Below are 25713 nucleotides of genomic sequence, written 5' to 3'. Positions count from 1 at the left end.
GGCCCCTGTTCGATCAGCGGCGCCGGCATTTTTATTGAAAGTGGTTCATTCATGTCCGCCACCCTCGCCCTTACCGAAGCCCTGATCGCCCGCGCGTCCGTGACGCCCGACGACCAGCACTGCCAGCGCATCATGACCGAACGCCTCGGTGCGCTCGGCTTCGCGTGCGAAACGATCGAATCCAACGGCGTGACCAACCTGTGGGCCGTCAAGCGCGGCACGGCCGGCGCCGCGGGCCCGCTGCTCGCGTTCGCGGGCCACACCGACGTCGTGCCCACCGGCCCGCTCGAGCAATGGAGCTCGCCGCCGTTCGAGCCCGCGCACCGCGACGGCAAGCTCTACGGACGCGGCGCGGCCGACATGAAGACGTCGCTCGCGGCCTTCGTGGTGGCGAGCGAAGAGTTCGTGGCGGCGCATCCGCAACATCGCGGCGCGATTGCCTTTCTCATCACGAGCGACGAGGAAGGTCCTGCCACCGACGGCACCGTCAAGGTCGTCGAAGCGCTGCAGGCGCGCGGCGAAAAGATGGATTACTGCATCGTGGGCGAGCCCACTTCCACGCATACGCTCGGCGACTGCGTGAAGAACGGCCGGCGCGGCTCGATGTCGGGCAAGCTCGTCGTGAAGGGCGTGCAGGGCCATATTGCCTATCCGCATCTCGCGAAGAATCCGGTGCATCTGCTCGCGCCGGCCCTGGCCGATCTTGTCGCCGAAAAATGGGACGACGGCAACGAGTACTTCCCGCCCACCACATGGCAGGTTTCCAACATCCATAGCGGCACCGGCGCTTCCAACGTGATTCCCGGCCACGCCGACGTGATGTTCAACTTCCGCTTTTCGACCGCGAGCACGGTGGAAGGCCTGCAAAAGCGCGTGCACGCGATTCTCGACAAGCACGGCCTCGAATACGATCTGCACTGGAGCGTGAGCGGCCTGCCCTTCCTCACCCCGCGCGGCGCGCTTTCGAACGCGCTCGAACGGGCGATCATCGACGAAACCGGCGTGAACACGGAACTGTCGACCACGGGCGGCACATCCGATGGCCGTTTCATCGCGCGCATGTGCGAACAGGTGGTTGAGTTCGGACCGCCCAATGGCAGCATCCACAAGATCGATGAGCATATCGAAGTAAAATTCGTCGATCCGCTCAAGAACGTGTATCGCCGCGTGCTGGAACAACTGATCGCCTGAGCGGCCTATTGCTGGAGTCAATGACATGCCCCATTCGCTAGCCACGACCTTTTCCACTGTGCGCGACCTGCTGCGCTACGGCGTCTCGCGCTTTTCGGCCGCGCATCTCGCGTTCGGCCACGGCTCGACCAACGCCTACGACGAGGCCGCTTATCTGATCCTGCATACGCTGCATCTGCCGCTCGACCTGCTCGATCCGTTTCTGGACGCGCGCCTCGCGCCCGAGGAAATCGACAAGGTGCTCGCCGTGATCGAGCGCCGCGCCAACGAGCGCGTGCCCGCCGCTTACATCACGCAGGAAGCGTGGATGCACGGCCTGCGCTTTTACGTGGATGAGCGCGTGATCGTGCCGCGCTCGTTCATCGGCGAGCTGCTCGAAGACGGTTTGCAGCCCTACGTGGAAGACCCCGAGCAGGTTACCGCCGTGCTCGAACTGTGCACGGGCTCCGCGAGCCTCGCGATCCTCGCGGCGCACGCGTTCCCGAACGCCGACATCGACGCCGTCGACCTCTCGGCGCCCGCACTCGAAGTCGCGGCGCGCAACGTGCACGAGCACGGTCTCGACGAGCGCATCGCGCTGTTCGAAGGCGACCTGTACGCGCCGCTGCCCGAGCGCCGCTACGACGTGATCATCACGAATCCGCCGTACGTGAACGCCGAATCGATGCAGGCGCTGCCGCCCGAATACCGCCACGAGCCGGAGATGGCGCTCGCGGGCGGCGTGGACGGCATGGACATCGTGCGCCGCATCATCGGCGAAGCCCGCAAGTGGCTCACCGACGAAGGCGTGCTCGTGGTCGAAATCGGCAACGAACGCGCGAACGTGGAAGCCGCGTTCGGCGGCCTCGAACTCGTCTGGCTCTCGACGAGCGCGGGCGACGACCAGGTGTTCCTGATCCAGGCCGCGGACCTGCCGGTCTGAGCACGGAAAATAGCGGCCCGGCTGCGCTCGAAGACACTCGAGAGCGCCGCCGGGCCGCAGCGCGCAGCCATAACACCATCGCGCTCCCGATTAGCGCAAAACCAGTGCGCAAGCAGAATCGCCGCTACGCGACAGGGTTCGGTAAGATGAATGTTTCCCGGCTCACGCGGTTCGCACGGCTCGCACTCGCAGCTGCGCCGCACGGCTTCAGGAGCGTCCCGCGCCTCTATGCGATTCGACTGGTCAACCCTGGGCATTCTGCTCGCGATCACCCATCTGCTCGGCCTGATCGCAGCAGGCCACGCCATCCTCAATACGCGCACCTCGCAAGGCGCGATCGCCTGGGCCGTCTCGCTCGCGACGATGCCCTACTTCACGCTGATCCCCTATCTGTTTCTCGGCCGCAGCAAGTTCGAGGGCTATGCGGACGCACGGCGGCTACGCAACGAAACCTTGCGCACGCGCGCGCACATGCCCGGCTGGCGCCCGCCCGGCAGCCCCGATGACGAACTGGACCATACCGTCGACTGGCCAGCCGACGAACTGAGCACGCGCATGATCCGCTCGTTCTCGCACCTGGCCGGCATGCCGCTCGTGGCGGGCAACACGGTGCGCACGCTCGTCAATGGCGAAGCCACGTTCTCCGCGATCTTCGACGCGATCGAACAAGCGCGCCGTTATGTGATCGTGCAGTTCTTCATCGTGCGCGCCGACGCGCTCGGCGACATGCTCAAGGACACCCTGCTCGCCTGCGCCGCGCGCGGCGTGCGCGTGCTGTTCCTCTACGACAGCATCGGCAGCTTCGACCTGCCGGCGCGCTACGTGCACGAGCTTCGCGCGGGCGGCATCGAAGTGCACCCGTTCTCGACGAAGCGCCGCTTCGTCAACCGCTTCCAGCTCAACTTCCGCAACCACCGCAAGATCGTGGTGGTGGACGGCGAGCGCGCGTTCGTGGGCGGCCATAACGTGGGCGTCGAATATCTGGGCGCGAAGCCGCCGCTCTCGCCGTGGCGCGACACGCATATCGAGGTGCGCGGCCCCGTGGTGGCCAACATCCAGTTCGCCTTCACCGAGGACTGGTACTGGGTCACCCAGGAGCTTCCCGGCTGCGAACCACCCGCCGTAACGTCGCGAGTCGAGCCCCAGGGCGAGTCAGGCGACAGCAGCGACATGCACTGCCTCGTGATGCCCACCGGCCCCGCCGATCGTCAGGAAACCTGCTCGCTCTTTTTCGTCGAGGCAATCAACGCCGCGAAAAAACGCGTGTGGATCACCACGCCTTACCTCGTGCCCGACGAAGCGGTTTTCTCGGCGCTGCGCCTCGCGGCGATGCGCGGCGTGGACGTGCGCATCATGATCCCGAGCCGGCGCGATCACTTCGTGGTGTTCGAGGCATCCACGCTCTACGCCTACGACGCGGTGCGCGCGGGCATTCGCATCTTCCGCTACAAGCCGGGCTTCCTGCACCAGAAGGTCGTGCTGATCGACGACACGGCCGCCGCCATCGGCAGCGCGAACCTGGACAACCGCTCGTTCCGCCTGAATTTCGAAATCATGGTGCTGACCGTGCACCGCGGCTTTGCCGCTGAGGTCGAGGCGATGCTGCTGCGCGACTTCGAGCAGACCTTCGAGATCGACCGCGGCGAATACCGCGACGCGCACGCGTGGCGCAAGATCTCGATGCATGTTGCGCGCCTGTTCGCGCCCGTGCTGTAGTCCTGCGAGCCAGCTCGCGAGCCAGCCGGTACGCCTTTACAGCAGTTGCTCGATGTCCGCGGCAATGGCGTCGGGTTTCGTGGCAGGGGCATAGCGCTTGACGACCTTGCCATCGCGGCCCACGAGAAACTTCGTGAAGTTCCACTTGATGCGCCCGATGCCGAGCAGCCCCGGCGCTTCGCCCTTGAGCCACTGGTACAGCGGGTGCGCGTGGGCCCCGTTCACCTCGATCTTCTCGAACATCGGAAACGTGACGCCGAAGTTCTTCTCGCAGAAAGCGCCGATTTGCGCCGCGTCGCCCGGCTCCTGCTTGCCGAACTGGTTGCACGGAAAACCGAGCACCGCAAGGCCGCGCGCGGCGTACTGCTCGTGGAGCTTCTGCAAGCCCTGATACTGCGGCGTGAATCCGCATTCGCTCGCCGTATTGACAATCAGCATGACCTTGCCCGCGTACTGCTCGAGGCTCACTGGCGCGCCACCGCCGAGCGGCGTGGCCGAAAACGAATAAACCGTCGACATCTGGCTCTCCCAACGAAAGCGCCAGTCTACGTGAGAAAAGCTGCCCGCCACAGCCTGGCCGAATGGCCGATCGGACCGGCAAATGGACCGGAACCCGGCGTTAGCCGTCCGGCCGATGCCGGCGCAACTGCGGCGCAGTCTAAAATAGCGCTTTACGTTTTATCCGCGGTTTTGTCCGCGCCAGCGCTCTCGTGATCCGCTTCAATCAATTCAGCCTTGCTCGCGGCACCAAGCCGCTTTTCGACCAGACCTCGTTCACCCTGAATCCGGGAGAAAAGGTCGGCCTCGTCGGCGCCAATGGCGCGGGCAAGTCCACGCTCTTCGCCGTGCTGCGCGGCGAGTTGCATGCGGATGCCGGCGACTTTTCGATGCCGCCGTCGTGGCAAATTGCCCACGTCGCCCAGGAAACGCCGGCCGTCGAGAAGAACGCGCTGGAATACGCGCTCGATGGCGACGCCGCGCTGCGCGAAATCGAAGCGCGCATCGCCTGCGCTTCCGCAGCCCACGATGGCGCGGCCGAGGCCGAGGCGCACGCCGCCTTCGCCGACGCCGATGGCTACACCGCGCCCGCGCGCGCCGAGGCGCTGCTGCTCGGCCTCGGCTTCACCATGGAGCAAACCCAACAGCCCGTGGCAAGCTTTTCGGGCGGCTGGCGCATGCGCCTGAACCTCGCCCAGGCGCTGATGTGCCGCTCGGACCTGCTGCTGCTCGACGAGCCCACGAACCACCTCGACCTCGACGCGATCGTCTGGCTCGAAGACTGGCTCCACCGCTATCCCGGCACGCTGGTCGTGATCTCGCACGACCGCGAGTTTCTCGATTCGGTCTGCAACGTCACGCTGCATCTGGAGAACCAGCAAGTCAAACGCTACGGCGGCAACTACTCGCAGTTCGAGATCCTGCGCGCACAACAACTGACACTCCAGCAAAGCGCCTACGAAAAGCAGCAGAAGACCGTCGCGCATCTGCAGAGCTTCATCGACCGCTTCAAGGCGAAGGCCACCAAGGCGCGCCAGGCACAGAGCCGCGTCAAGGCGCTGGAGAAGATGGAGCTGATCGCGCCCGCGCACGCGAGCTCGCCGTTCACGTTCGAATTCCGCACCCCCGACTCCGCGCCCAATCCCATGCTCGTGATGGACACCGTGCGTTGCGGCTACCGTGCCGACGACGGCAGCGAAACGCCCATCGTCGAAGGCGTCGCGCTGTCGATCCAGAATGGCCAGCGCATCGGCCTGCTGGGCGCGAATGGGCAAGGCAAGTCCACGCTCATCAAGACGCTCGCCGCCACGCTCGCGCCGCTCTCGGGCGAATTGCGCACCGGCAAGGGCTTGCAAATCGGCTATTTCGCGCAGCATCAACTGGAAACGCTGCGCCCCGACGACACGCCGCTGCAGCATCTCACGCGCCTCGCGCCCGATACGCGCGAGCAGGAGCTGCGCGACTTCCTGGGCGGCTTCAACTTCCCGGGCGAGATGGCCACGGCGCCCATTGCCCCGTTCTCCGGCGGCGAGAAAGCGCGTCTCGCGCTTGCGCTCATCATCTGGCAGAAGCCGAACCTCCTGCTGCTCGACGAGCCGACCAACCATCTCGACCTCGAAACGCGCCACGCGCTCACCATGGCGCTCGCGCAATTCGAAGGCACACTGATCCTCGTGTCGCACGACCGGCATTTGCTGCGCGCCACGACCGACCAGTTCATGCTGGTGGCGAAGCACCGCCTGCAACCGTTCGACGGCGATCTCGACGATTACCGCGACTGGTTGCTCCAGCACGCCGCCGAACAGCGCGCGGCCATCAAGAGCGCGGCGCTCGGCACAGCAAATGCGCTCGACGGCGAAACGGGCGACGCCGGCGTGAACCGCAAGGAGCAACGGCGCCAGGAAGCGGAAACGCGCCAGCGGCTCTCGCACCTGAAAAAGCCATTGCAGGCGAAAATCGGCAAGATAGAAAAGGAGATGGACGCGCTCAACGCCGAGAAAGGCACGCTGGACGCGTTCGTTGCCGACCCCGCCAGCTACGAGCCAGCGCAAAAGACGCGGCTGACCGAAGCGATCCGGCGTCAAGCCGAAGTCCAGGCGCGCCTCGAAACGCTCGAAGCCGACTGGCTCGGAGCGCACGAGGAGCTCGAGCAGATCGGGTGACGCAACCGGCGCCACCGCTAATCAGGAGCCAAACGAGTGTCACAGCGAGTGTCGATACCTCCCGCATTGCAGGGCCTGCGCGTTCTCGATCTGACCCGCCTCCTGCCTGGCCCCATCGCCACGCTGCGCCTCGCGGAAATGGGCGCCGACGTGCTGAAGATCGAACCGCCCGGCGCCGGCGACGCCGCGCGCAACATGATGCAAAGCGCCGAGGATGAAGTCGCGGGCCGCCCAGGCGCGTTCTACCGGCTCGTCAACCGGGGCAAGCGCGAAACGCGGCTCGACCTCAAATCCGAAGGCGGCCGCGCTGTGCTGCTCGCGCTCGCGCGCGATGCCGATGTGCTCGTGGAGAGCTTCCGCCCCGGTGTGATGGAGCGGCTCGGCCTCGGCTACGAAACCTTGCGCGCGAACAATCCCAAGCTCGTCTACTGCGCGATCAGCGGCTATGGCGCGCAGGGGCCGTTTTCCGACCGGGCCGGCCACGATCTGAACTACATAGCGTACGCCGGCGTGCTCGACCAGATCTCCACGCGCGAAGGCGAGCCCGTGCTGCCGAACTTCCAGATCGCCGACCTGCTCGGCGGCGCGCAGGCCGCGCTCGCGCAGATCCTCGCCGCGCTCTGGCACGTGGCGCGTGGCGGCGAAGGCCGCTTCGTCGATGTTTCGATGGCGCATCAGGCGCATGCCCACAACGTGATGGCTCACGTCGCCCTCGCCAACGACGACGCGGCGGCGCTCCAGCCCGGCGGCGGCCTGCTCAATGGCGGCGTGCCCTGCTACAACGTGTACCGCACGCTGGACGAGCGCTGGCTCGCCGTGGGCGCACTCGAACTGAAGTTCTGGCAGACGCTGTGCACGGCCATTGGCCGCGAGGACTGGGCTCAACGGCACTGGAGCCTCGGCCAGACGCCAGGCGGGTCGGACGCGGCGGCGCTCACGCGCGAGCTGGCTGCGCTCATCGCGGGCGAAACGCTGCAAACGTGGATCGACCGGCTCGAGTTGATCGATTGTTGCGTCTCCCCCGTCCTCACGCCCGGCGAGGCAGCCAATCACCCGCTGTTCAACCCCGAGGTGCTGCAGGCCCTGCTCGAGGACGACGCTGCCCAACGCGAAACCGCCGCGCGCCGCGCAACCAGCCCGGGCTCGGCCGGGCTCGCCGCGGAGGCCGGGAGCAACTCCTCGCCAGCCGGCCAGCCACCCAGCAAGAAACCGTTCAACTATGGCCCCTGGGGTTGAGCGAAGAAGTCGCAAACGAAAATGGGCGCCAGACAACTCCGAAGCGGAGTATCAAGCACCCATTTTCACAACGATTGAGAAAGATTGAACGAAGCGGAGCTGAGGTGAGCTGAAGGCTCCGACCTAACGGCGCGGCAAAGTCTGACGCGGCGAGCGTTCGTCGTCATAAAGCACGTGCTTGCGGCCTTCTACATGATGCGCAATGGTGCTGCGCACCTGAGCGGCGGTCACGTTGCCGGCCACCACCTGACGCGAAATGCGGCCGTCGCTGTCGATCCACTCGACGATGCGGCAGCTGCTGCCCCAAGGCTGCAAGAGCGGCTCGGAGACCCGGCAGCCGCGCACGACGATCGAGCTGCCGCCGATGCCGAAAGACGATTCTGTATGTTTCAAGTCGCTATCCTTTCCGCTGGATGCGGGTTGAGCATCCGGGCAAGGATAGGGAAATCGCGAAACGAAAGGGTTACAGTACGTACCAGGGTTGTTACCAATCATTACGCGACAGACCGCATTGTCGCACCGCGCCTACTCCAGTTCGCGCACGCGGTCGATGGCTTCCTCGATGCGCTCGACGGCGATGACGTTCAATCCCTCGATCGGCTGTTTCGGCGCATTGGCGCGCGGAATCAGCGCGCAGGTGAAGCCGAGCTTGGCGGCTTCCTTCAAGCGATCCTGCCCGCGCGGCGAGGGCCGGATCTCCCCGGCGAGCCCCACTTCGCCGAAAACGATCAGGCCCTTTGGCAACGCCTTGTTACGCATCGACGAGTGGATGGAAAGCAGCACGGCGAGGTCGGCGGCCGGTTCGGTGATCTTCACGCCGCCCACCGCGTTCAGGAATACGTCCTGATCGAAGCAGCCGATGCCGGCATGGCGATGCAGCACCGCCAGCAGCAGCGCGAGGCGGTTCTGCTCCAGCCCCACCGCGAGGCGGCGCGGATTGGGCACCTGCGCCGTATCGACGAGCGCCTGCACCTCCACGAGCAGCGGCCGTGAGCCCTCCTGGGTCACCAGCACGCAGGAGCCCGGCACGCTTTGCTCGTGCTGCGAGAGAAACAGCGCCGACGGATTGGCCACGCCGCGCAGCCCGCGCTCGGTCATCGCGAACACGCCAAGCTCGTTGACCGCGCCAAAGCGGTTCTTGAACGCGCGCACGAGCCGGAACGATGAATGCGTGTCGCCCTCGAAGTACAGCACCGTATCGACGATGTGCTCCAGCACGCGCGGGCCCGCGAGGTTGCCCTCCTTCGTCACGTGGCCAACCATGATGATGGCCGTGCCCGACTGCTTGGCGATGCGCGTGAGTTGCGCGGCGCACTCCCGCACCTGCGCAACGGACCCGGGCGCCGACGTGAGCGCCTCCGAATAGATCGTCTGGATGGAGTCGATCACGGCGACGTCGGGCTTTTCGGCCTCGATGGTCGCCTGGATTTTTTCGAGCTGGATCTCGGCGAGCAATTGCAGCTCGCTCGCCTTCGAACCCGGATCGAGCAAGGCAAGCCGTTGCGCGCGCAACGCAATCTGCGCCGCCGACTCTTCGCCACTCACGTAGAGCGCGCGCCGCTCGGCCGCGATCTGCGCGAGCGACTGCAACAGCAGCGTGGACTTGCCGATGCCCGGATCGCCGCCGATCAGCACCACCCCGCCCGCCACCAGCCCGCCACCCAGCACGCGGTCGAACTCGCCGACACCGGTGGTGAAACGCGGCACGTCGGACGCCTCGATATCGGCCAGACGCCGAACCGGCGCGCTCTTCGCCAGCGCCTGAAAGCGGTGATTGCCGGCCGGCTCCGCAACGCTTTCCACCAGGGTGTTCCACGTGCCGCACGCGGGGCACTGTCCTTGCCATTTCGGCGCCTGTCCGCCGCATTCGGTGCAGATATAGAGCGTCTTCGCCTTCGCCATGCTTTTTGCCATGGTGTTCAGTTATTCCGCGCGAACCGGCACACGCGGCGCGACCGCGCACATCAGCTCGTAGCCGATCGTGCCGCACGCTTGCGCGACATCGTCGATCGGCAGATTCGCGCCCCACAGCTCGACGCGCGCGCCCACGCCCGCGCCCTGCACCGGCGTGAGATCGACCGTGAGCATGTCCATGGAGATACGCCCGACCACGCGCGTGCGCACGCCGTCGACGATCACGGGCGTGCCTTCGGGCGCGACGCGCGGATAGCCGTCCGCGTAGCCGCAGGCCACCACGCCGATGCGCATCGGCTGACGCGCCGTGAAGATCGAACCATAGCCGACGCTCTGGCCTTCGGCGATGGTCTGCGTGGCGATGATTTCCGAGGCAAGCGTCATGGCCGGCTGCAAACCGACGCCGTCGAGCGCCGAGGCCACGCCCGAAGGCGACGCGCCATACAGAATGATGCCGGGGCGCACCCAGTCAAAATGCGATTCGGGATGCCAGAGCGTGGCCGCCGAGTTCGCAAGGCTGCGCGTGCCCGCGATGCCTTGCGCGCCGCGCTCGAACGCCGCCATCTGCTCGCCGATGCCGCGCGGCGTGTCGGCGTCAGAAAAGTGCGTCATCAACGTGATCTGGCCGATGCCGGGGCAGGCGCGCGCGCGCTCCCACGCCGCGCGGTATTTCTCCGGCGTGTAGCCGAGCCGGTTCATGCCGCTGTTCATCTTGAGCTGAACGTTGAGCGGCTTGGACAGGCGCGCCATTTCGAGCATGCGCATCTGCTCGTCGCAATGGATCACGGTGGTGAGGCTGTAGCGATCGATGACGTCGATGTCGGTCGGCCGGAAGAAGCCCTCCAGCAGCAGGATCGGCCCGGCCCAGCCCAGTTCGCGCAACTTCACCGCTTCTTCGAGGTCGAGCAGGCCAAAACCGTCGGTCGCGCGCAGGCCGGGAAAGGCGCGCGCCAGCCCGTGGCCGTAGGCATTGGCCTTGACCACGGCCCAGATTTTCGACTGCGGCGCATATTTGCGGACGACGGCGAGATTATTGGCGAGAGCAGCGGTGTGAATCGTGGCGGAAAGGGGGCGAGGCATGGGATTTTTTCGCAAAGACGCTTTTGAATCAGGAGCTTACAGGGTGTTTTCAGCACCCGCCAAGCCCGTCTGACAGGCGGTCAAGGAATGTGCTAGTCCGAACCACACTATTTTCATGATATAAAGCCCTGCGCACAACCCATTTCGAACGTAATAAAGCCCGGATGCCTCCCACCCGTCCGGGGCGGACGGACCGCAGCGAGGAAAGCATCGCATCAGATGAAAAAAGGCTTTTACACCATCATGGCCGCGCAGTTTTTTTCGTCGTTGGCCGACAATGCGCTCCTCATCGCTGCAATTGCACTGCTGAAAGACCTCCACGCCCCGAACTGGATGACGCCGCTGCTCAAGCTGTTCTTCGTCCTGTCCTACGTTGTTCTTGCCGCATTCGTCGGCGCCTTTGCCGATTCCCGCCCCAAAGGCCAGGTCATGTTCATTACGAACACGATCAAGGTCGTGGGCTGCGCCATCATGCTAGCGGGCACGCATCCGCTATTCGCCTATGGCGTGGTTGGCTTCGGCGCGGCGGCCTATTCGCCGGCCAAATACGGAATTCTCACGGAACTGCTGCCGCCTGAGCGCCTCGTGGCCGCCAATGGCTGGATCGAAGGCACCACGGTCGGTTCGATCATCCTCGGCACGGTGCTTGGCGGCGCGCTGATCAGCCCGCACATCGCCGCCCACATCCTTCGCCACACGCCCGCCTCGATCAACACCCCCGCCGAAGCCGCGATGCTCGTGATCATGGTGATCTACGTAATCGCCGCACTCTTCAATCTGCGCATTCCCGACACCGGCGCGCGCTATCCGCGCCAGCAGCACGGACCGATCCGCCTCATCACCGACTTCGCCGAGTGCTTCAACATCCTCTGGCGCGACAAGCTCGGCCAGATTTCGCTCGCGGTCACAACGCTGTTCTGGGGCGCCGGCGCGACGCTGCAATTCATCGTGCTCAAATGGGCCGAAGTGTCGCTCGGCATGTCGCTCTCGGAAAGCGCGGTGCTGCAAGCCGTGGTGGCCGTGGGCGTCGCCGCCGGCGCGATGATCGCCGCCGCGCGCGTGCCGCTCAAGAAGTCGCTCTCGGTGCTGCCGGTGGGCATCATGATGGGCTTCGCCGTCATGCTCATGGCGTTTTACACGCGCAACCTGTTTCCGCCGCACTGGGGCCTGCATATCGGCCATATGCGCATTCCGGGTTACCTCGTGTTCGCCTATATTTTCCTGATGGTAGTCGGCGGGCTCTCGGGTTTCTTCGTCGTACCGATGAACGCGCTGCTCCAGCATCGCGGCCACGTACTGCTCTCCGCCGGCCACTCGATCGCCGTGCAGAACTTCAACGAGAACCTCTCAGTGCTCGTGATGCTGTGCCTCTATGCCGTACTCGTCTGGCTCGACGTGCCGGTGACCATCGTGATCGTGCTGTTTGGCACCTTCGTCTGCCTGATGATGTGGCTCGTGATGCGCCGCCACCAGGCCAATCAGCGCTCGTTCGACTCGGTCGCGCTGATCGGCGAAAATCATCGCCACTGAATCCCGCGTGTGCGCGGCGGTGGCCTGCGGGCCCGGCGCGCGACGCATTAGCGACGCTGCCATGACCTCACCGATTTCCAATGTCCTCACGATCGCCGGCTCCGACTCGGGCGGCGGCGCAGGCATCCAGGCCGACCTCAAGGCTTTCTCCGCGCTCGGCGCCTATGGCGCGAGCGTCATCACCGCACTCACGGCGCAGAACACCCGCGGCGTCACCGCCATCCACGCGCCCGATGCGGGTTTCGTCACGGCGCAACTCGACGCCGTGTTCGAGGACATCCGCATCGATGCCGTGAAGATCGGCATGCTTGCCAACGCATCGATCGTGCGTGCCGTCGCCGATGCACTGCGCCGCCACCGGCCGCCGCGCATCGTGCTCGACACGGTGATGATTTCGAAGAGCAATCACGCGCTGCTAGCGCCCGAGGCCGTGGCGGCGCTGCGCGAAGAACTGCTGCCGCTCGCGGGCGTCGTCACGCCGAATCTGCCTGAGGCCGCGGCGCTGCTCGGCGTGGCGCCGGCAACCGACGAAGCCGCGATGGTCGAACAAGGCGAGGCGCTGCGCGCACTCGGCGCGCAAGCCGTTTTGATGAAAGGCGGCCATCTCGGCGGCCCCGACAGTCCCGACTGGCTGATCGAAGCCGGCGGGACGTTGCGTCTGGGCGGGCCGCGCGTGCCGGTGACGAACACGCATGGCACGGGCTGCACGCTCTCCTCGGCGATTGCCGCGCTGTGGCCGCAGCATGCGACGCTCGCGGACGCCGTCACGCAGGCGAAGACGTATCTCACCGGCGCGCTCGAAGCGAGCAAGCGGCTCGACGTGGGCCATGGCGTCGGCCCGGTGCATCACTTCTGGCGCTGGTGGTGAGTCCCGCTTGCCGCGCTTGCCGCGAGTGACGTCGTAGTCGACGTCAAGGGCGCGCAAAGGCCTGGGCGCGCGACGGCCAGTCGTCCGGAACGATGAAGCCGCGCGAGCGCTCGACGTAGCCGCCCGCGCCATCGGCCACAAAGGCAGCGACCATCACGGGCTCGTGAACTTGCGCAAGGTCCGCGAGCAACGTTTCGCCCGGCACTGGCGCGGCCACGGTTCCGCGAGCCGCGAGCGCATCGCCGTGCACCTCGCGATAGTGCCTGGCGCCGCTGCCCCCCTTCTGCCGATCGATCTCCCCGTGGGGCATCGGCAAGCATTGCCCACCGCTCGCCCCGATACGCCGTGGCGCCAGCCAGGCGAGCCGCGGCAGCACGCTCCAGCCATCCGCACCTTCACGATCCGCGAAATCGGCCCAATCCGCCTGCGTGACCCACCAGCCGCGCCCATGCTGCTCAGCGAGTTCTGGCGGGTCGCCCGGCGGCACGCCCGCCCCCTTTCCCGCGCGATAAAAAAGCCAGCCCTTCCAGAACATCTGCGCGAGCCACGGACCTGGATAACCGAGCCACGCGAACTCTTCGCGCGCACTCAAGCGCAGTTGGTGATCGCGCAAATGCGCGAGCTTCAAATCGAAGCGGTCGCGCAGGTTCGGCCCGACGAAATCGGCGAGCCCCGGCGTGCCGTTCTCCGCCGCGCCCAAATGCATGTACCACTTCACCGCCAGTTCCCAATGGAGCCGTTGGCCGTCGCGCGTCTCCACAAGGAAGTCGCATTCGCCCAGCGTGAGGCCAGCGCGCCGCAGTGCGACGTTCGCCGCAACTAGCCGGGGCGCCGGTCCATGGGCGAGAAACCAGCCGAGCAGCGTTTCGGCATAGCGGCCCAGTCGCGTGAGGCGCGTGGCGTCGAGCGAGGCATGCAGGCGGGCAGGATCGCGATCGAGTTGTATGAGCCACGCAGCGGCGGCATTCGCTTCCTCATCGCTCGCCCATAGCTCGGCAAGCGGCGCATGAGGTTGCTCACGCAACAAATCGGCGCTGAACAGCAGCCATGCGAGATCGCGTACGACCGGATCGGTGAGATCCTGGTAGAGCGAATCGAGCAGCGGCTTACTGGAGCCGGCGGCGGCCAGATCGCCCGACGAGGCATCCGCGGGCCGCCTCATCGTCATCGCTGGCCGCCTGCCGCGCGCCAGGTGTCACGGGCGAGGCACAGGTCGTCCCATGCCTTCGATTTGTCGTGCAGACTGCGCAGCAGATACGCGGGGTGATACGAGACGATCACGGGCACGCCCTCGTACTGGTGCACGCGCCCGCGCAGCGAGGCGATGCTGCCGTCGGTCCGCAGCAGGCTTTGCGCGGCGAAGCGCCCCAGGGCGACGATGATCTTCGGCTTCACGAGCGCCACCTGGCGTTGCAGATACGGCTCGCAGCGCGCGACCTCGTCGGGCTCTGGATTGCGGTTGCCCGGCGGGCGGCATTTGATGACGTTTGCGATGTACACGTTCTCGCCGCGCGCGAGCGACAACGCTTTCAGCATGTTGTCGAGCAGCTTGCCCGCCTGGCCGACAAACGGCTCGCCGAGACGATCTTCGTTTTCGCCCGGCGCCTCGCCGATCAGCATCCACTCCGCAGAGCGATCGCCCACGCCGAACACGGTGTTGGTGCGCTTCTCGCACAGACGGCAACGTGTGCAGGAAGCCACGCGTTCGGCGAGCTCATCCCAGTCGAGCGTCGCGATGTCTTCGCGCGGAGCAGGAGCCGGCTCCAGATCATGCGGCAGCGACGGCTCAGGCATGGCGTCGAACCACGCGAAATCGTCTTCGGTCAGAGGCGGCGGTTCTTCCTGCGCGGTCTGGGCGACCTGAACTGGCTCGGCGGCTGCACGGCCACGGCCCAAGTCGGACGGCGGCTGCGGAGAAACCGGCGCCTGGGCGTCGGCGCCTTGTTGCGAAGCTTGCGTTGCTACGCGCTGCGCAACCGGTTGCGGCGTCGACTCGGTTCGCGGCGCTGCGTCCGGCACGGCCTGCCCGGCTTGCACGGCCACGGCCTGGCTTGCGCTGGCAGCCGTCATCGATTCCGCGGACGACGGCGCCGCCGCCATGCCCCGGCGCACCCACCGCGGCGCGAGGCCGAGCTCCTCCAGGGCGGTCTCATCGAGCGGCATCGGCGCCCTCCATTGCAAAAGAGAAACGCATCACGATTGCGTCTTCACGGGTGTGATGGCGAGCCGGATAGTAATTCTTGCGCCGCCCGATGGTGACGAAGCCAAACTGCTCGTAGAGCCGGATCGCCCGATGATTCGACGGCCGCACTTCCAGCAATAACCCTTCGAGCTGCTGCGCACGCGCGAGGCGCACGGCTTCGCGCAGCAACGCAAGGCCCGCGCCCAGGCCCTGCGCCGGTGGAGCGACGCACAGGTTCAGCAGATGCATCTCGTCGACGACCGGCATCAGCACGCAATAGCCGATCAGCGTTCCCGTCACATGGCGCATACACACGCCAAAGTAGCCGTTGCGCAACGAGTCTTCGAAGTTGCCACGCGACCACGGGAATTCGTACGCGGATTTTTCGATGACCACGACCTCGTCGAGATCGCTCTCGGTCATCTGCGAGAGGTAGCGGTCCGTCATCAGCACGCCGCTCATCGCTCCCCCTCACCGCCACTATTCTGCACCCCACCCTGCGCCGCCTTGGCCGCCATGCGCTCGGCCGTGGTCTGCGCGACCTTGTTGCGCACGTATTCGGGCGCGGCCTCGTCGGCACGACGCGTGCGGCCCGCGCGCAATGCGCGCAGCGCGGCGTGCGCGAGCGGCAGCGCGTGCGGCAGGGCTTCAGCGTCGATGGTGCGCGCGCTCTTCGACGCGACGAGGCGCGCACCGAATGCCACCGCCGCATTGCCCGCGAGCGTGAACGGTTCGTCGGGCGCGGCGATGGCCTCGGGCGCATCGAGCGACGCCGGGCGCAGCGTGCGCCAGTCGTTCGCGGCAGCGTCCCATACGTAATCGGCCCAGTACGCTTCGTCCATGCGCGCGTCGAGCGCCGCGAGCACGCGTGTTGCCGCCGGATCGCGCATGCGCGCGCTTTCGGCGCAAATGAGCAGCGTGCTCACGGGCACCACGGGAATGTCGAGGCCGAACGCCAGGCCCTGGGCGACGCCCGTGGCGGTGCGCAGGCCGGTAAACGAGCCCGGGCCCGCGCCGAACGCAATCGCATCGCAGTCGGCCAGCGCGAGCCCCGCTTCCGCCAGCAGTTCGCCGATGGCCGGCAAGAGGCGCGTGCTGGAGACAGCGCCGGTGGCTTCATGGCGGGTCCAGACGCGCGGCTCGGGCGGCGCCTCGCTGGCGGATCCGGATGCGCCGCCAGCGGACGCGGCGGCGCGAAGCAATGCGACCGAGCAGTATTCGGTCGAGGTATCGAGGGCAAGCAACACGGTTTCAGTCATGAGCGCTATTGTAATGCGCCGCCTTCGTGCAGTCGCCGACCAGGCATGGCCCATGCGTCCCGGCCCTTCGCCTCCATAGAATGGAGGAATGGTTCCAGCCCCTTGGCGGACGGCGCTGCTACCATCGCCGGGCTGTTCCGATCATCCAGTGGAGGAAAAACAATGAGCGATGTGAATGCCCAATTCGAGCAGGCCCAGCAAGACGTGCAAAAGCTGCCGGAGCGCCCGGGCAACCTGACGCTGCTGCGCCTGTACGCGCTCTTCAAGCAGGCCACCGAAGGCGACGTGCACGGCGACAAGCCTGGATTCACCGATATCGTCGGCAAGTACAAGTACGAGGCGTGGGCTGCGCTGCAAGGCACCGCGCAGGATGCCGCGAAGGCGCAGTACGTCGAGGTCGTCGAATCGCTCAAGGGCGGCGCCGCGAACTAGAAGGAACCAGAAGCAACACCATGCGCCGGCGAGCGGCATCGCCTCAACACGGACGAAACGATTGCTGGCGCACTGCAACAAAAAGAGATACAATACGCGCTGCGTTGCGCTCCGGTCGCCTTTGCGATCAGCAATACGCCCCGTAGCGTTAAGCTCCAATCCAGTTTAGAACCTGTCCCCCCTGCCATGGCCCAGTTTTCGGGCCGTCAATATCAGGCTGGCGGTTGGCCAATCCCGGCTAAGCCGCACCCAAAACAGCTTCTAACGAAAATCCGTCCTTCGCCCTTGTGCGGTGCGGATTGCCCCCGTTTTTCGATTTGCTCGCAAATTCAGACGACTTGGGTATGCCGATTGGCGCCGACGTTCTATTTCCTGTGTACCAAGGATTTTCATGACTTCGAGCAATACCCAAAGCCCCCTCGACGCGATTGCCAACGACGCCCTCGGTCTCGACGCCGCCACCGCTGCTCCTGAAGCCGCCGTGCAGGCCGACGACACGCCCGCAGGCCCGACGTTCGCATCGCTCGGTCTGTCGCCGGAGATCGTCTCCGCGCTGACCGCGGCGGGCTACAAGGCCCCGACGCCCGTGCAGGAACGCGCCATTCCTGCCGCCATCGCGGGCCGCGACCTGCTGGTCTCCAGCCCGACCGGCTCGGGCAAGACCGCTGCCTTCATGCTGCCCGCGATCGAACGCTTCGCGCAGCTGCAAAAGGCCCAGGCCGCTCAACCGCGCGAGCCGCGTCCGCAAGGTCAACCCGGCCAGCAAGGCCAGGGCGACCGCCGCCAGCGCCGTCCGCAACCGGTCGCGCGCCCCGGCCTGCTCGTGCTCACGCCCACGCGTGAACTCGCCATGCAGGTGACCACGGCTGCGTCGACCTACGGCCAGCATCTGCGCCGCCTGCGCACCGTCAGCATTCTGGGCGGCGTGGCCTACGGCCAGCAGCTCATGCTGCTCGCGAAGAACCCCGAGATTCTCGTGGCGACGCCGGGCCGCCTGCTCGACCACCTCGAACGCGGCCGCATCGACCTGTCTGAGCTGAAGATGCTCGTGCTCGACGAAGCCGACCGCATGCTCGATATGGGCTTCATTGACGACATCGACACGATCGTCGCGGCCACGCCCGAGTCGCGCCAGACGATGCTGTTCTCGGCCACGCTCGACGGCAAGATCGCGTCGATCACGGGCCGCCTGCTCAAGGACCCCGAGCGCATCGAGATCGTGCGCAAGGTCGAAGCGAACTCGAACATCGCGCAAACCGTTCACTATGTGGACGACCGCGATCACAAGGACCGCCTGCTCGATCACCTGCTGCGCGACGAGAGCCTCGACCAGGCCGTCGTGTTCACGGCGACCAAGATGGATGCGGACCAGCTCGCGGGCAAGCTCGCCGACGCCGGCTTCGAAACCGCCGCACTGCACGGCGACCTGCCGCAAGGCGCGCGCAACCGCACGATCCGCGCACTGCGCGAGCGCCGCGTGCGCGTGCTCGTCGCCACCGACGTCGCGGCGCGCGGCATCGACATCCCCGGCATCACGCACGTGTTCAACTACGACCTGCCGAAGTTCGCCGAAGACTACGTGCACCGCATCGGCCGCACGGGCCGCGCGGGCCGCTCGGGCATCGCAGTGAGCCTCGTGCATCACGCCGAGCAAGGTGCCCTCAAGCGCATCGAGCGCTTCGTGCGCGCACCGCTGCCGGTCAACGTGATCGAAGGCTTCGAGCCGCGCAAGGCGCCGCCCTCGAACCGCGGCTTTGGCGGCCGTGGCCGTCCGGGCGGCGGCAATGGCGGTGGCCGTCGCTTCGGCAATGGCAGCGGCAAGCCGGGTGGCTATGGCAATTACGGCGGCAACCGTGGCGGCGAGCGCAGCTACGGCGACCGTCCGCAAGGCGAGCGCAGCTTTGGCGAGCGTTCGTCCAACGGCGAGCGCAACGGCAATAGCTGGGGCAACCGTTCGGAAGGCTCGCGTGGCGGCTATGGTCAGCGTGAAGGCGGCTATGGCGCCTCGCGCGGCGAAGGCAATAACCGCGGCGGCTACGGCCAGCCGCGCGGCGACGGCTATGGCCGTTCGCGTGAAGGCTACGGCGCGCGCCGCAACGACGGCCCGCGCGGCGCACGTCGCGACAGCTAAATCAGCGTGCGGGGACGGATGGCAATGTCCGCCCGCCCATTGATGTTGAAAGGACCGGTGCTCGTCACCGGTCTTTTTTTGTCCGCGCTCAAAATTTCACGATGCAAAAAATTTTTTTGCTTCGTAAAAAATCGTGTTGCGGGGCACAAATAGGTTCGTTGCAAGATGGAAAATTCCGTTTCTTATCGCAAAATAAACACCGTAACACATTGAATTTATTGAATTAAAATTTACGAAAAATCTCTTTCTCCTGCCTGTTGCGGGGCGATCGATTTGCCTAGACTCTTATATAAGAGTTCGCGAAATGAAACACCCTTCGCGAAACCAAGCGGTTCAGCAGTTCCGATCACTGGTTTATTTCCAGGTAAACGAAGGAGCCCATCATGTCGACCCGTCAAGAGCAAGCACAGCAACTTCAACAGCAATGGGAAACGGACCCGCGCTGGAAGGGCGTCAAGCGCAACTACACGGCTGACGACGTGGTGCGCCTGCGCGGTTCGGTCCAGCCCGAGCACACGCTCGCGAAGATCGGCGCCGAAAAGCTCTGGAAAGGCGTGACCACCGAGCCCTTCATCAACTCGCTCGGCGCGCTCACGGGCAATCAGGCCATGCAGCAGGTGAAGGCCGGCCTCAAGGCCATCTATCTGTCGGGCTGGCAAGTCGCCGGCGACGCCAACCTTGCCGGCGAAATGTACCCGGACCAGTCGCTTTACCCGGCCAATTCGGTGCCGCAGGTGGTCAAGCGCATCAACAACACGCTCACGCGCGCCGACCAGATTCAGTGGTCCGAAGGCAAGAGCCCCGGCGACGAAGGCTATGTCGACTTCTTCCAGCCGATCGTGGCCGACGCTGAAGCAGGCTTCGGCGGCGTGCTCAACGCGTTCGAATTGATGAAGGCGATGATCGAAGCAGGCGCGGCCGGCGTGCACTTTGAAGATCAGCTCGCTTCGGTGAAGAAGTGCGGCCACATGGGTGGCAAGGTGCTCGTGCCGACCCGCGAAGCCGTCGCCAAGCTGACGGCCGCGCGTCTGGCCGCCGACGTCTGCGGTGTGCCGACCGTGCTGCTCGCGCGCACCGACGCCGAAGCCGCCGACCTCGTCACCTCCGACATCGACGATAACGACAAGCCGTTTCTCACGGGCGAGCGCACGGTGGAAGGCTTCTTCCGCACGCGCAACGGCCTCGAGCAGTCGATCTCGCGCGGCCTTGCCTACGCGGCCTACGCCGACATGATCTGGTGCGAAACGGGCAAGCCGGATCTCGAGTTCGCGAAGAAGTTCGCTGAAGCGATCCAGAAGGAGTACCCGGGCAAGATGCTCGCCTACAACTGCTCGCCGTCGTTCAACTGGAAGAAGAACCTCGACGACGCGACGATCGCAAAGTTCCAGCGCGAACTCGGCGCGATGGGCTACAAGTTCCAGTTCATCACGCTGGCGGGCTTCCACTCGCTGAACTACTCGATGTTCAACCTCGCGCACGGCTATGCGCGCCAGAACATGAGCGCGTTCGTCGAGCTCCAGCAGGCCGAGTTCGCCGCGGCCGAAAAGGGATTCACGGCCGTGAAGCATCAGCGCGAGGTGGGCACGGGCTATTTCGACGCAGTGACGCAAACGGTCGAGCGCGAAGCGTCGACCACGGCGCTGCACGGTTCGACCGAAGACGAGCAGTTCTTCGACAAGAAGGTGGCGTAAGACCGCCCGCAGGGGGCGCGCCCCCTGCTCTTTTCTGGCGCCGGACGCACGGCGCGGCAGCCGGTTCGCAAGTCCTTGGCGGGGCCTGCCGGACGCCGCCACCGCCGCACCCGCGCCAGGTGTAGTGAAGCAAGCCACGGAAGGCGCATGGACATCGGCCGTGCATGTCCATGCGCCAACTGCGGCTACGCGCTATCGGTAGACGATCACCGGAATCTTCGTATGCGTGAGCACGCGCTGCGTCTCGCTGCCGATCAACAGGCTGCCCAGACCGCGACGCCCGTGCGACGCCATGAATATCACGTCGCAGCCGCAGTTTTCGGCGGCTTCGATGATGCCGAGATAAGGCGCAGGATGCACGCTGGTGCAGGAGTCGCAGGTGACGCCCACGCTATGCGCCGCCTCCTCCACTTCCTGCAGATGGAGGCGCGCCTCGCGCTCGCTGCGGGTCTGGAAGTCGCCGGGCAGCTCGATCACGACATCGGCGTAAGGCGAGTATGGATATTGCGGCAGACATGCGTAGGCCGTAACGCGGGCGCCCACCGTCCGCGCGAGATCGATCGCGCCGTCAATCGCCTTTTTCGACAGGTCGGTGCCATCGGTCGGAACGAGGATGTGCTTGAACATGGCGCCCTCCGTGTTCCCGTGCTCACTGCATCCGGGGCCTCGCGAACCGCGCCTTGGCCCTCGCACGGCGCCCCGCTACGCCCTCAGATCGATTGTAGTGCGCCAATAAACAGCGCACGGCGTGCATGCGGGCATCTCCGCATATCGGAAACGCGGATGCACTGCCCCGAACTGCCCCGAACGCCGAGGCGGAAACACGAACCACCGGGGCTCAATCCTGGCCCCAGTAACCCGGCTGACCGTAGGTATGCTTGAGAAAGTCGAGAAAGAGGCGCACGCGCAACGGCAAGTGCCGGCGCTGAGGAAACACGGCGTGTATGCCGATGGGCGGCGCGGCATACGCGTCGAGCACGCTCGCGAGCCGGCCTGCCGCGATATCCTCACCGACTTCCCACCACGAGCGCCACGCGAGGCCGTAGCCTTCGAGACACCATTCGTGCAGCACTGCGCCGTCCGAGCATTCCATCGTGCCGGAGACGCGAATCGACACCACTTTGTCGTCTTGCTGAAAAGTCCAGCCGCGCTGCTGGTTCGCGCTGCTCGCGCCGAGCGCGAGACAGTTGTGGCGCGCGAGATCGGCCAGCGTCTCGGGCGCGCCGCGCCGCGACAGGTACGCGGGCGACGCCACGCAAACGCGCCGGTTTTCGCCGAGCTTGAGCGAAACGAGCGACGAATCGGGCAGTTCGCCCAGCCGCACCGCGCAATCGAAGCCCTCGTTGACGAGGTCGACGAGCCGGTCCGAGAGGTCGAGCGTGGTTGTCACGTCGGGGTGCGCGGACGTGAAATCGGGCACGAGCGGCGCGACGTGCCGCCTGCCGAAGCCCGCCGGCGCGGACACGCGCAGGTGCCCGCTCGCCTTCACGCCGCCCGCGGAAACGCTGGCCTCCGCATTCTGCATGTCGTGAATGATGCGCTGACAGTCTTCGAGGAACGCGGAGCCCTCGAACGTCAGCGTAATGCGGCGCGTGGTGCGCACGAACAGCTTCACGCCGAGCCGCTCTTCGAGCGCGTCGATGCGCCGTCCGATGATGGCGGGCGCGACGCCTTCGGCCTGCGCCGCTGCGGAAAGACTGCCCTTCGCCGCGACGTTGGCGAAGGTTTCGATTTGTTTGAAGCGATCCATCGGAAAACCAGGAAAACGGAATTACGCAACAGCCTTGATAGAAAAAATCCTCTAGAGCGTCAGATTAGGTGGGTAAAAGTAAAAGATCAAGTGATCAATCCCGTCTTTTTCAGTACCCATGACAATGAATACAATTCGTTCCGACCTCTGATGATGGAGTGCAAGGCTATGTCGGCCACAACGACACCACGATTCCCCAAGGCTGTGATCTTCGACGCATATGGCACGCTCTTCGACGTGCACTCGGTCGTTGCCGCAGCCGAGCAGATGTTTCCCGGTCACGGCGACGCGCTCTCGCAGCTCTGGCGCCTGAAGCAGATCGAATACACGCAGTTGCGCACGCTCTCGGACCCCGCTGGCACGCGCTACCGCCCCTTCTGGGATATCACGCTCGACGCGCTGCGCTACGCGGCGCGCCGCCTGAACCTTCCGCTTTCCGGCGCGGGCGAAAAGCGGCTGATGGACGAATACGCCTGCCTCTCGGCCTTCCCCGACGTGCTGCCCGTGCTGCGCCGCCTGCGTGCGCCGGCTGCGGACGGCACGCGCATGGGCCTCGCCATCCTCTCGAACGGCAATCCGCAGATGCTCGACATCGCGGTGAAAAGCGCCGGAATGACCGGCCTGTTCGACCACGTGCTCTCAGTCGACGCCGTGCGCGCCTATAAACCGGCCGCGGCCGCCTATGCGCTTGGTGCCACCGCGTTCGACGCCGCGCCGCGCGACATGGTGTTCGTGTCGTCGAACGGCTGGGACGCAGCCGGCGCCGCCTGGTTCGGCTACACCACATTCTGGATCAACCGCCAGCGACTGCCCGCCGAAGAACTCGGTGTGCCGCCGCACGGCACCGGCGGCGGCATGGCAGAACTCGCCGCCTTTCTCGAAACCGCTGTGCCTGCCGAGCGAAGCCGCCCCGCGCCCCAGCCCGGGCGCGTGACGAAGTCGTCCTGATGGGCACAGTCATTACAACAACCACCGCATTCAAAGTCTGACCGACCAAGGAGCAAGCAATCATGGCGAACACGTTGAACCTGCCGCAAGGCATGCAGATCTCGGCTGAAATCAAGCCCGGCTTCGAAACGATCCTCACGCCCGAAGCGCTCGAACTCGTTGCAAAGCTGCACCGTGCATTCGAGCCGCGTCGTCAGGAACTGCTCAAGGCGCGCGTCGAGCGCACCAAGCGCCTCGACGCCGGCGAGCGCCCCGACTTCCTCGCTGAAACGAAGTCGATCCGCGAAGGCGACTGGAAGATCGCACCGCTGCCGAAGGATCTCGAATGCCGCCGCGTCGAAATCACGGGCCCGGTCGAGCGCAAAATGATCATCAACGCGCTGAACTCCGGTGCGGACTCCTACATGTCCGACTTCGAGGATTCGAACGCGCCGAGCTGGGACAATCAGATCACCGGTCAGATCAACCTCAAAGACGCCGTGCGCCGCACGATCTCGCTGGAACAAAACGGCAAGACGTACAAGCTCAACGAAAAGACCGCCACGCTGATCGTGCGTCCGCGCGGCTGGCACCTCGACGAAAAGCACGTGACGGTCGACGGCCAGCGCGTCTCGGGCGGTGTCTTCGATCTCGCGCTCTATCTGGTCCACAACGCGAAGGAGCTGGTTGCACGCGGTAGCGGCCCATACTTCTACCTGCCGAAGATGGAAAGCCATCTCGAAGCGCGCCTGTGGAACGACATCTTCGTCGCCGCGCAGGAAGCCGTGGGCATCCCGCGCGGCACGATCCGCGCCACGGTGCTGATCGAGACGATCCTCGCCACGTTCGAGATGGACGAAATCCTCTATGAACTGCGCGAGCACAGCTCGGGCCTGAACGCCGGCCGCTGGGACTACATCTTCTCGGCCATCAAGAAGTTCAAGAACGACAAGGACTTCTGCCTCGCCGACCGTTCGCAGATCACGATGACGTCGCCGTTCATGCGCGCCTACGCGCTCGAACTGCTCAAGACCTGCCACCGCCGCAACGCGCCGGCCATCGGCGGCATGAGCGCGCTGATCCCGATCAAGAACGACCCCGCAGCGAACGACAAGGCCATGGGCGGCGTGCGTTCGGACAAGGCACGCGATGCCGGCGACGGCTACGACGGCGGCTGGGTTGCGCACCCGGGCCTCGTGCCCATCGCGATGGAAGAGTTCGTGAAGGTGCTCGGCGACAAGCCCAACCAGCTCAGCAAGCAGCGCCCCGACGTCAATGTGACGGCCAAGGACGTGCTCGACTTCCGTCCGGAAGCGCCGATCACCGAAGCCGGCCTGCGCAACAACATCAACGTCGGCATTCACTACCTGGGCGCATGGCTCGCGGGCAATGGCTGCGTGCCGATCCACAACCTGATGGAAGACGCGGCAACCGCGGAAATCTCGCGCGCGCAAGTCTGGCAGTGGATCCGCTCGCCGAAGGGCAAGCTCGAAGACGGCCGCAAGGTCACGGCCGAACTCGTGCGTGAACTGATCCCGCAAGAACTCGCCAAAGTGAAGACCGAGATCGGCACCAACACCAAGCCGTACGAGCGCGCTTCGGTGATCTTCGAAGCGATGTCGACTTCGGAGAACTTCGTCGACTTCCTGACGCTGCCGCTGTACGAAGAGATCTAATCGTTATCCTGACGACCGATCGATGAAAAAGGCCCGGCGGATGTAAATCCGCCGGGCCTTTGTGCGCTTACTTTGTGCGTCTAGCAGCACTTCTACACCGTGCTGCGCGCCGATCAGCGCGCGAGGCGGTGCGCGATCCAGTCGCCGCCATGAATCCGCGGCCGCCCTTGCACCGCATGGCGCACCACCGGATAGAACAGGCATTCGAGCCGCTCCCCCGCCACCTCCACGCTCACCTTCTGGGACACGAACAGCCCGTCGACGCCCGGATACACCTGCTCGATATCGTCGAGCACTGCCACCAGCGCGTCGTCGACCTCGTAGACCTCGCCGATCACCGGCTCGGCTTGCGCATCGGCAATCATCCCCGGGTACGTCCCGAAGTCGAACAGGTGACCCGCCACCGCCGTACGGCCCACGAGACGCGGCGGCCGGATCGCATTGCGTGACGCCGCGAGATTGATGTCGTTGATCTCGCCCGCGCGCAGCGTGCCGTAGATGAATACGTACTTCATTGCTTGTGCTCCTGACTCCCGGTTGCCTGTCGA

General features: G+C 65.5%; 23 protein-coding genes. 12 read left to right on the top strand and 11 right to left on the bottom strand.

Annotation, left to right across the window (positions count from 1 at the left end; all coding sequences use genetic code 11):
• The first annotated feature begins 51 nt into the window (after positions 1-51).
• From dapE to cls, 3 genes are all read left to right on the top strand, one after another.
• Positions 52-1191 (top strand): succinyl-diaminopimelate desuccinylase, encoded by a 1140-nt coding sequence (dapE, locus tag NH14_RS25715; protein WP_035531891.1) that lies wholly within the window; start codon positions 52-54, stop codon positions 1189-1191.
• A 25-nt stretch (positions 1192-1216) separates the two neighbouring features.
• Positions 1217-2113, top strand: coding sequence for a 50S ribosomal protein L3 N(5)-glutamine methyltransferase (prmB, locus tag NH14_RS25710; RefSeq protein WP_035531894.1), 897 nt, complete (start codon positions 1217-1219; stop codon positions 2111-2113).
• Positions 2114-2341: 228 nt separating this feature from the next.
• Positions 2342-3829, top strand: coding sequence for a cardiolipin synthase (gene cls / locus NH14_RS25705; protein WP_035531896.1), 1488 nt, complete (start codon positions 2342-2344; stop codon positions 3827-3829).
• A 36-nt stretch (positions 3830-3865) separates the two neighbouring features.
• On the opposite strand, the gene NH14_RS25700 is transcribed toward cls, so the two are convergent.
• On the bottom strand, positions 3866-4348 hold the full coding sequence (locus tag NH14_RS25700; protein WP_035531899.1) for a glutathione peroxidase: 483 nt from the start codon (positions 4346-4348) through the stop codon (positions 3866-3868).
• 191 nt (positions 4349-4539) lie between these two features.
• Between NH14_RS25700 and NH14_RS25695 the strand changes: the two genes are divergently transcribed.
• Entirely contained in the window at positions 4540-6489 is a 1950-nt protein-coding gene (locus NH14_RS25695) for an ATP-binding cassette domain-containing protein (protein ID WP_035531902.1), read from the top strand.
• A gap of 66 nt (positions 6490-6555) precedes the next feature.
• Positions 6556-7725, top strand: a complete 1170-nt coding sequence (locus NH14_RS25690) for a CaiB/BaiF CoA transferase family protein (RefSeq protein WP_084225828.1) — start codon at positions 6556-6558, stop codon at positions 7723-7725.
• A 123-nt stretch (positions 7726-7848) separates the two neighbouring features.
• On the opposite strand, the gene NH14_RS25685 is transcribed toward NH14_RS25690, so the two are convergent.
• The 3 genes from NH14_RS25685 to alr form a co-directional block, all read right to left on the bottom strand.
• Positions 7849-8118, bottom strand: coding sequence for a DUF2866 domain-containing protein (locus tag NH14_RS25685; protein ID WP_035531905.1), 270 nt, complete (start codon positions 8116-8118; stop codon positions 7849-7851).
• A 132-nt stretch (positions 8119-8250) separates the two neighbouring features.
• The gene (gene radA, locus NH14_RS25680; RefSeq protein ID WP_035531908.1) at positions 8251-9627 is read right to left on the bottom strand and encodes a DNA repair protein RadA; all 1377 of its coding nucleotides are present in this window, start codon (positions 9625-9627) and stop codon (positions 8251-8253) included.
• A gap of 21 nt (positions 9628-9648) precedes the next feature.
• The gene (gene alr / locus NH14_RS25675) at positions 9649-10719 is read right to left on the bottom strand and encodes an alanine racemase (protein ID WP_035531911.1); all 1071 of its coding nucleotides are present in this window, start codon (positions 10717-10719) and stop codon (positions 9649-9651) included.
• Between the two features lie 219 nt (positions 10720-10938).
• Between alr and lplT the strand changes: the two genes are divergently transcribed.
• Entirely contained in the window at positions 10939-12249 is a 1311-nt protein-coding gene (gene lplT, locus NH14_RS25670; RefSeq protein ID WP_035531915.1) for a lysophospholipid transporter LplT, read from the top strand.
• Between the two features lie 61 nt (positions 12250-12310).
• The gene (thiD, locus tag NH14_RS25665; RefSeq protein ID WP_035532014.1) at positions 12311-13117 is read left to right on the top strand and encodes a bifunctional hydroxymethylpyrimidine kinase/phosphomethylpyrimidine kinase; all 807 of its coding nucleotides are present in this window, start codon (positions 12311-12313) and stop codon (positions 13115-13117) included.
• Between the two features lie 43 nt (positions 13118-13160).
• Here the strand turns inward: thiD and NH14_RS25660 are convergent, their stop codons facing one another.
• Genes NH14_RS25660 through tsaB form a run of 4 tightly spaced genes read right to left on the bottom strand, consistent with a single transcriptional unit; the run spans position 13161 to position 16558 of the window.
• A complete protein-coding gene (locus NH14_RS25660) occupies positions 13161-14279 on the bottom strand; it encodes a DUF1853 family protein (RefSeq protein ID WP_052148409.1) in 1119 nt (372 codons plus the stop codon).
• Positions 14280-14281: 2 nt separating this feature from the next.
• Positions 14282-15280, bottom strand: coding sequence for a uracil-DNA glycosylase (locus NH14_RS25655; RefSeq protein WP_035531920.1), 999 nt, complete (start codon positions 15278-15280; stop codon positions 14282-14284).
• Positions 15267-15761, bottom strand: coding sequence for a ribosomal protein S18-alanine N-acetyltransferase (rimI, locus tag NH14_RS25650; RefSeq protein WP_035531922.1), 495 nt, complete (start codon positions 15759-15761; stop codon positions 15267-15269). Before rimI ends, NH14_RS25655 begins: the two co-directional genes overlap by 14 nt.
• Positions 15758-16558: a tRNA (adenosine(37)-N6)-threonylcarbamoyltransferase complex dimerization subunit type 1 TsaB gene (tsaB, locus tag NH14_RS25645; protein ID WP_035531924.1), complete on the bottom strand. Its 801-nt coding sequence runs from the start codon at positions 16556-16558 to the stop codon at positions 15758-15760. Before tsaB ends, rimI begins: the two co-directional genes overlap by 4 nt.
• A 162-nt stretch (positions 16559-16720) precedes the next feature.
• Between tsaB and NH14_RS25640 the strand changes: the two genes are divergently transcribed.
• The 3 genes from NH14_RS25640 (at position 16721) to aceA (ending at position 20812) form a co-directional block, all read left to right on the top strand.
• Positions 16721-16990, top strand: a complete 270-nt coding sequence (locus NH14_RS25640) for an acyl-CoA-binding protein (protein WP_035531926.1) — start codon at positions 16721-16723, stop codon at positions 16988-16990.
• A 391-nt stretch (positions 16991-17381) separates the two neighbouring features.
• The gene (locus NH14_RS25635; RefSeq protein ID WP_035531929.1) at positions 17382-19121 is read left to right on the top strand and encodes a DEAD/DEAH box helicase; all 1740 of its coding nucleotides are present in this window, start codon (positions 17382-17384) and stop codon (positions 19119-19121) included.
• Between the two features lie 383 nt (positions 19122-19504).
• Entirely contained in the window at positions 19505-20812 is a 1308-nt protein-coding gene (gene aceA / locus NH14_RS25630; protein ID WP_035531932.1) for an isocitrate lyase, read from the top strand.
• A 192-nt stretch (positions 20813-21004) separates the two neighbouring features.
• Here aceA and NH14_RS25625 read toward each other — a convergent pair whose 3' ends face one another.
• Both NH14_RS25625 and NH14_RS25620 read right to left on the bottom strand, forming a co-directional pair.
• Positions 21005-21439 carry a universal stress protein gene (locus tag NH14_RS25625; protein ID WP_035531934.1) on the bottom strand — a complete coding sequence of 145 codons (435 nt, stop codon included), beginning with the start codon at positions 21437-21439 and terminating at the stop codon, positions 21005-21007.
• A gap of 211 nt (positions 21440-21650) precedes the next feature.
• Positions 21651-22562, bottom strand: a complete 912-nt coding sequence (locus NH14_RS25620; protein ID WP_028219462.1) for a LysR family transcriptional regulator — start codon at positions 22560-22562, stop codon at positions 21651-21653.
• 168 nt (positions 22563-22730) lie between these two features.
• Here NH14_RS25620 and NH14_RS25615 point away from each other — a divergent pair, with 168 nt between their 5' ends.
• Complete coding sequence (locus tag NH14_RS25615) at positions 22731-23510, top strand: haloacid dehalogenase type II (RefSeq protein WP_035531936.1); 780 nt, start codon at positions 22731-22733, stop codon at positions 23508-23510.
• Between the two features lie 62 nt (positions 23511-23572).
• Positions 23573-25165 carry a malate synthase A gene (aceB, locus tag NH14_RS25610; protein ID WP_035531938.1) on the top strand — a complete coding sequence of 531 codons (1593 nt, stop codon included), beginning with the start codon at positions 23573-23575 and terminating at the stop codon, positions 25163-25165.
• Between the two features lie 113 nt (positions 25166-25278).
• Here the strand turns inward: aceB and NH14_RS25605 are convergent, their stop codons facing one another.
• Positions 25279-25680: a gamma-glutamylcyclotransferase family protein gene (locus tag NH14_RS25605; RefSeq protein ID WP_035531939.1), complete on the bottom strand. Its 402-nt coding sequence runs from the start codon at positions 25678-25680 to the stop codon at positions 25279-25281.
• Positions 25681-25713 lie beyond the last annotated feature (33 nt).

The sequence above is a fragment of the Paraburkholderia sacchari genome (assembly GCF_000785435.2).
In the GTDB taxonomy this organism is placed as follows: Bacteria; Pseudomonadota; Gammaproteobacteria; order Burkholderiales; family Burkholderiaceae; genus Paraburkholderia; species Paraburkholderia sacchari.
The sequence above is the reverse complement of the archived record's forward strand: the minus strand, read 5'-3'. Positions and strand labels throughout refer to the sequence as shown.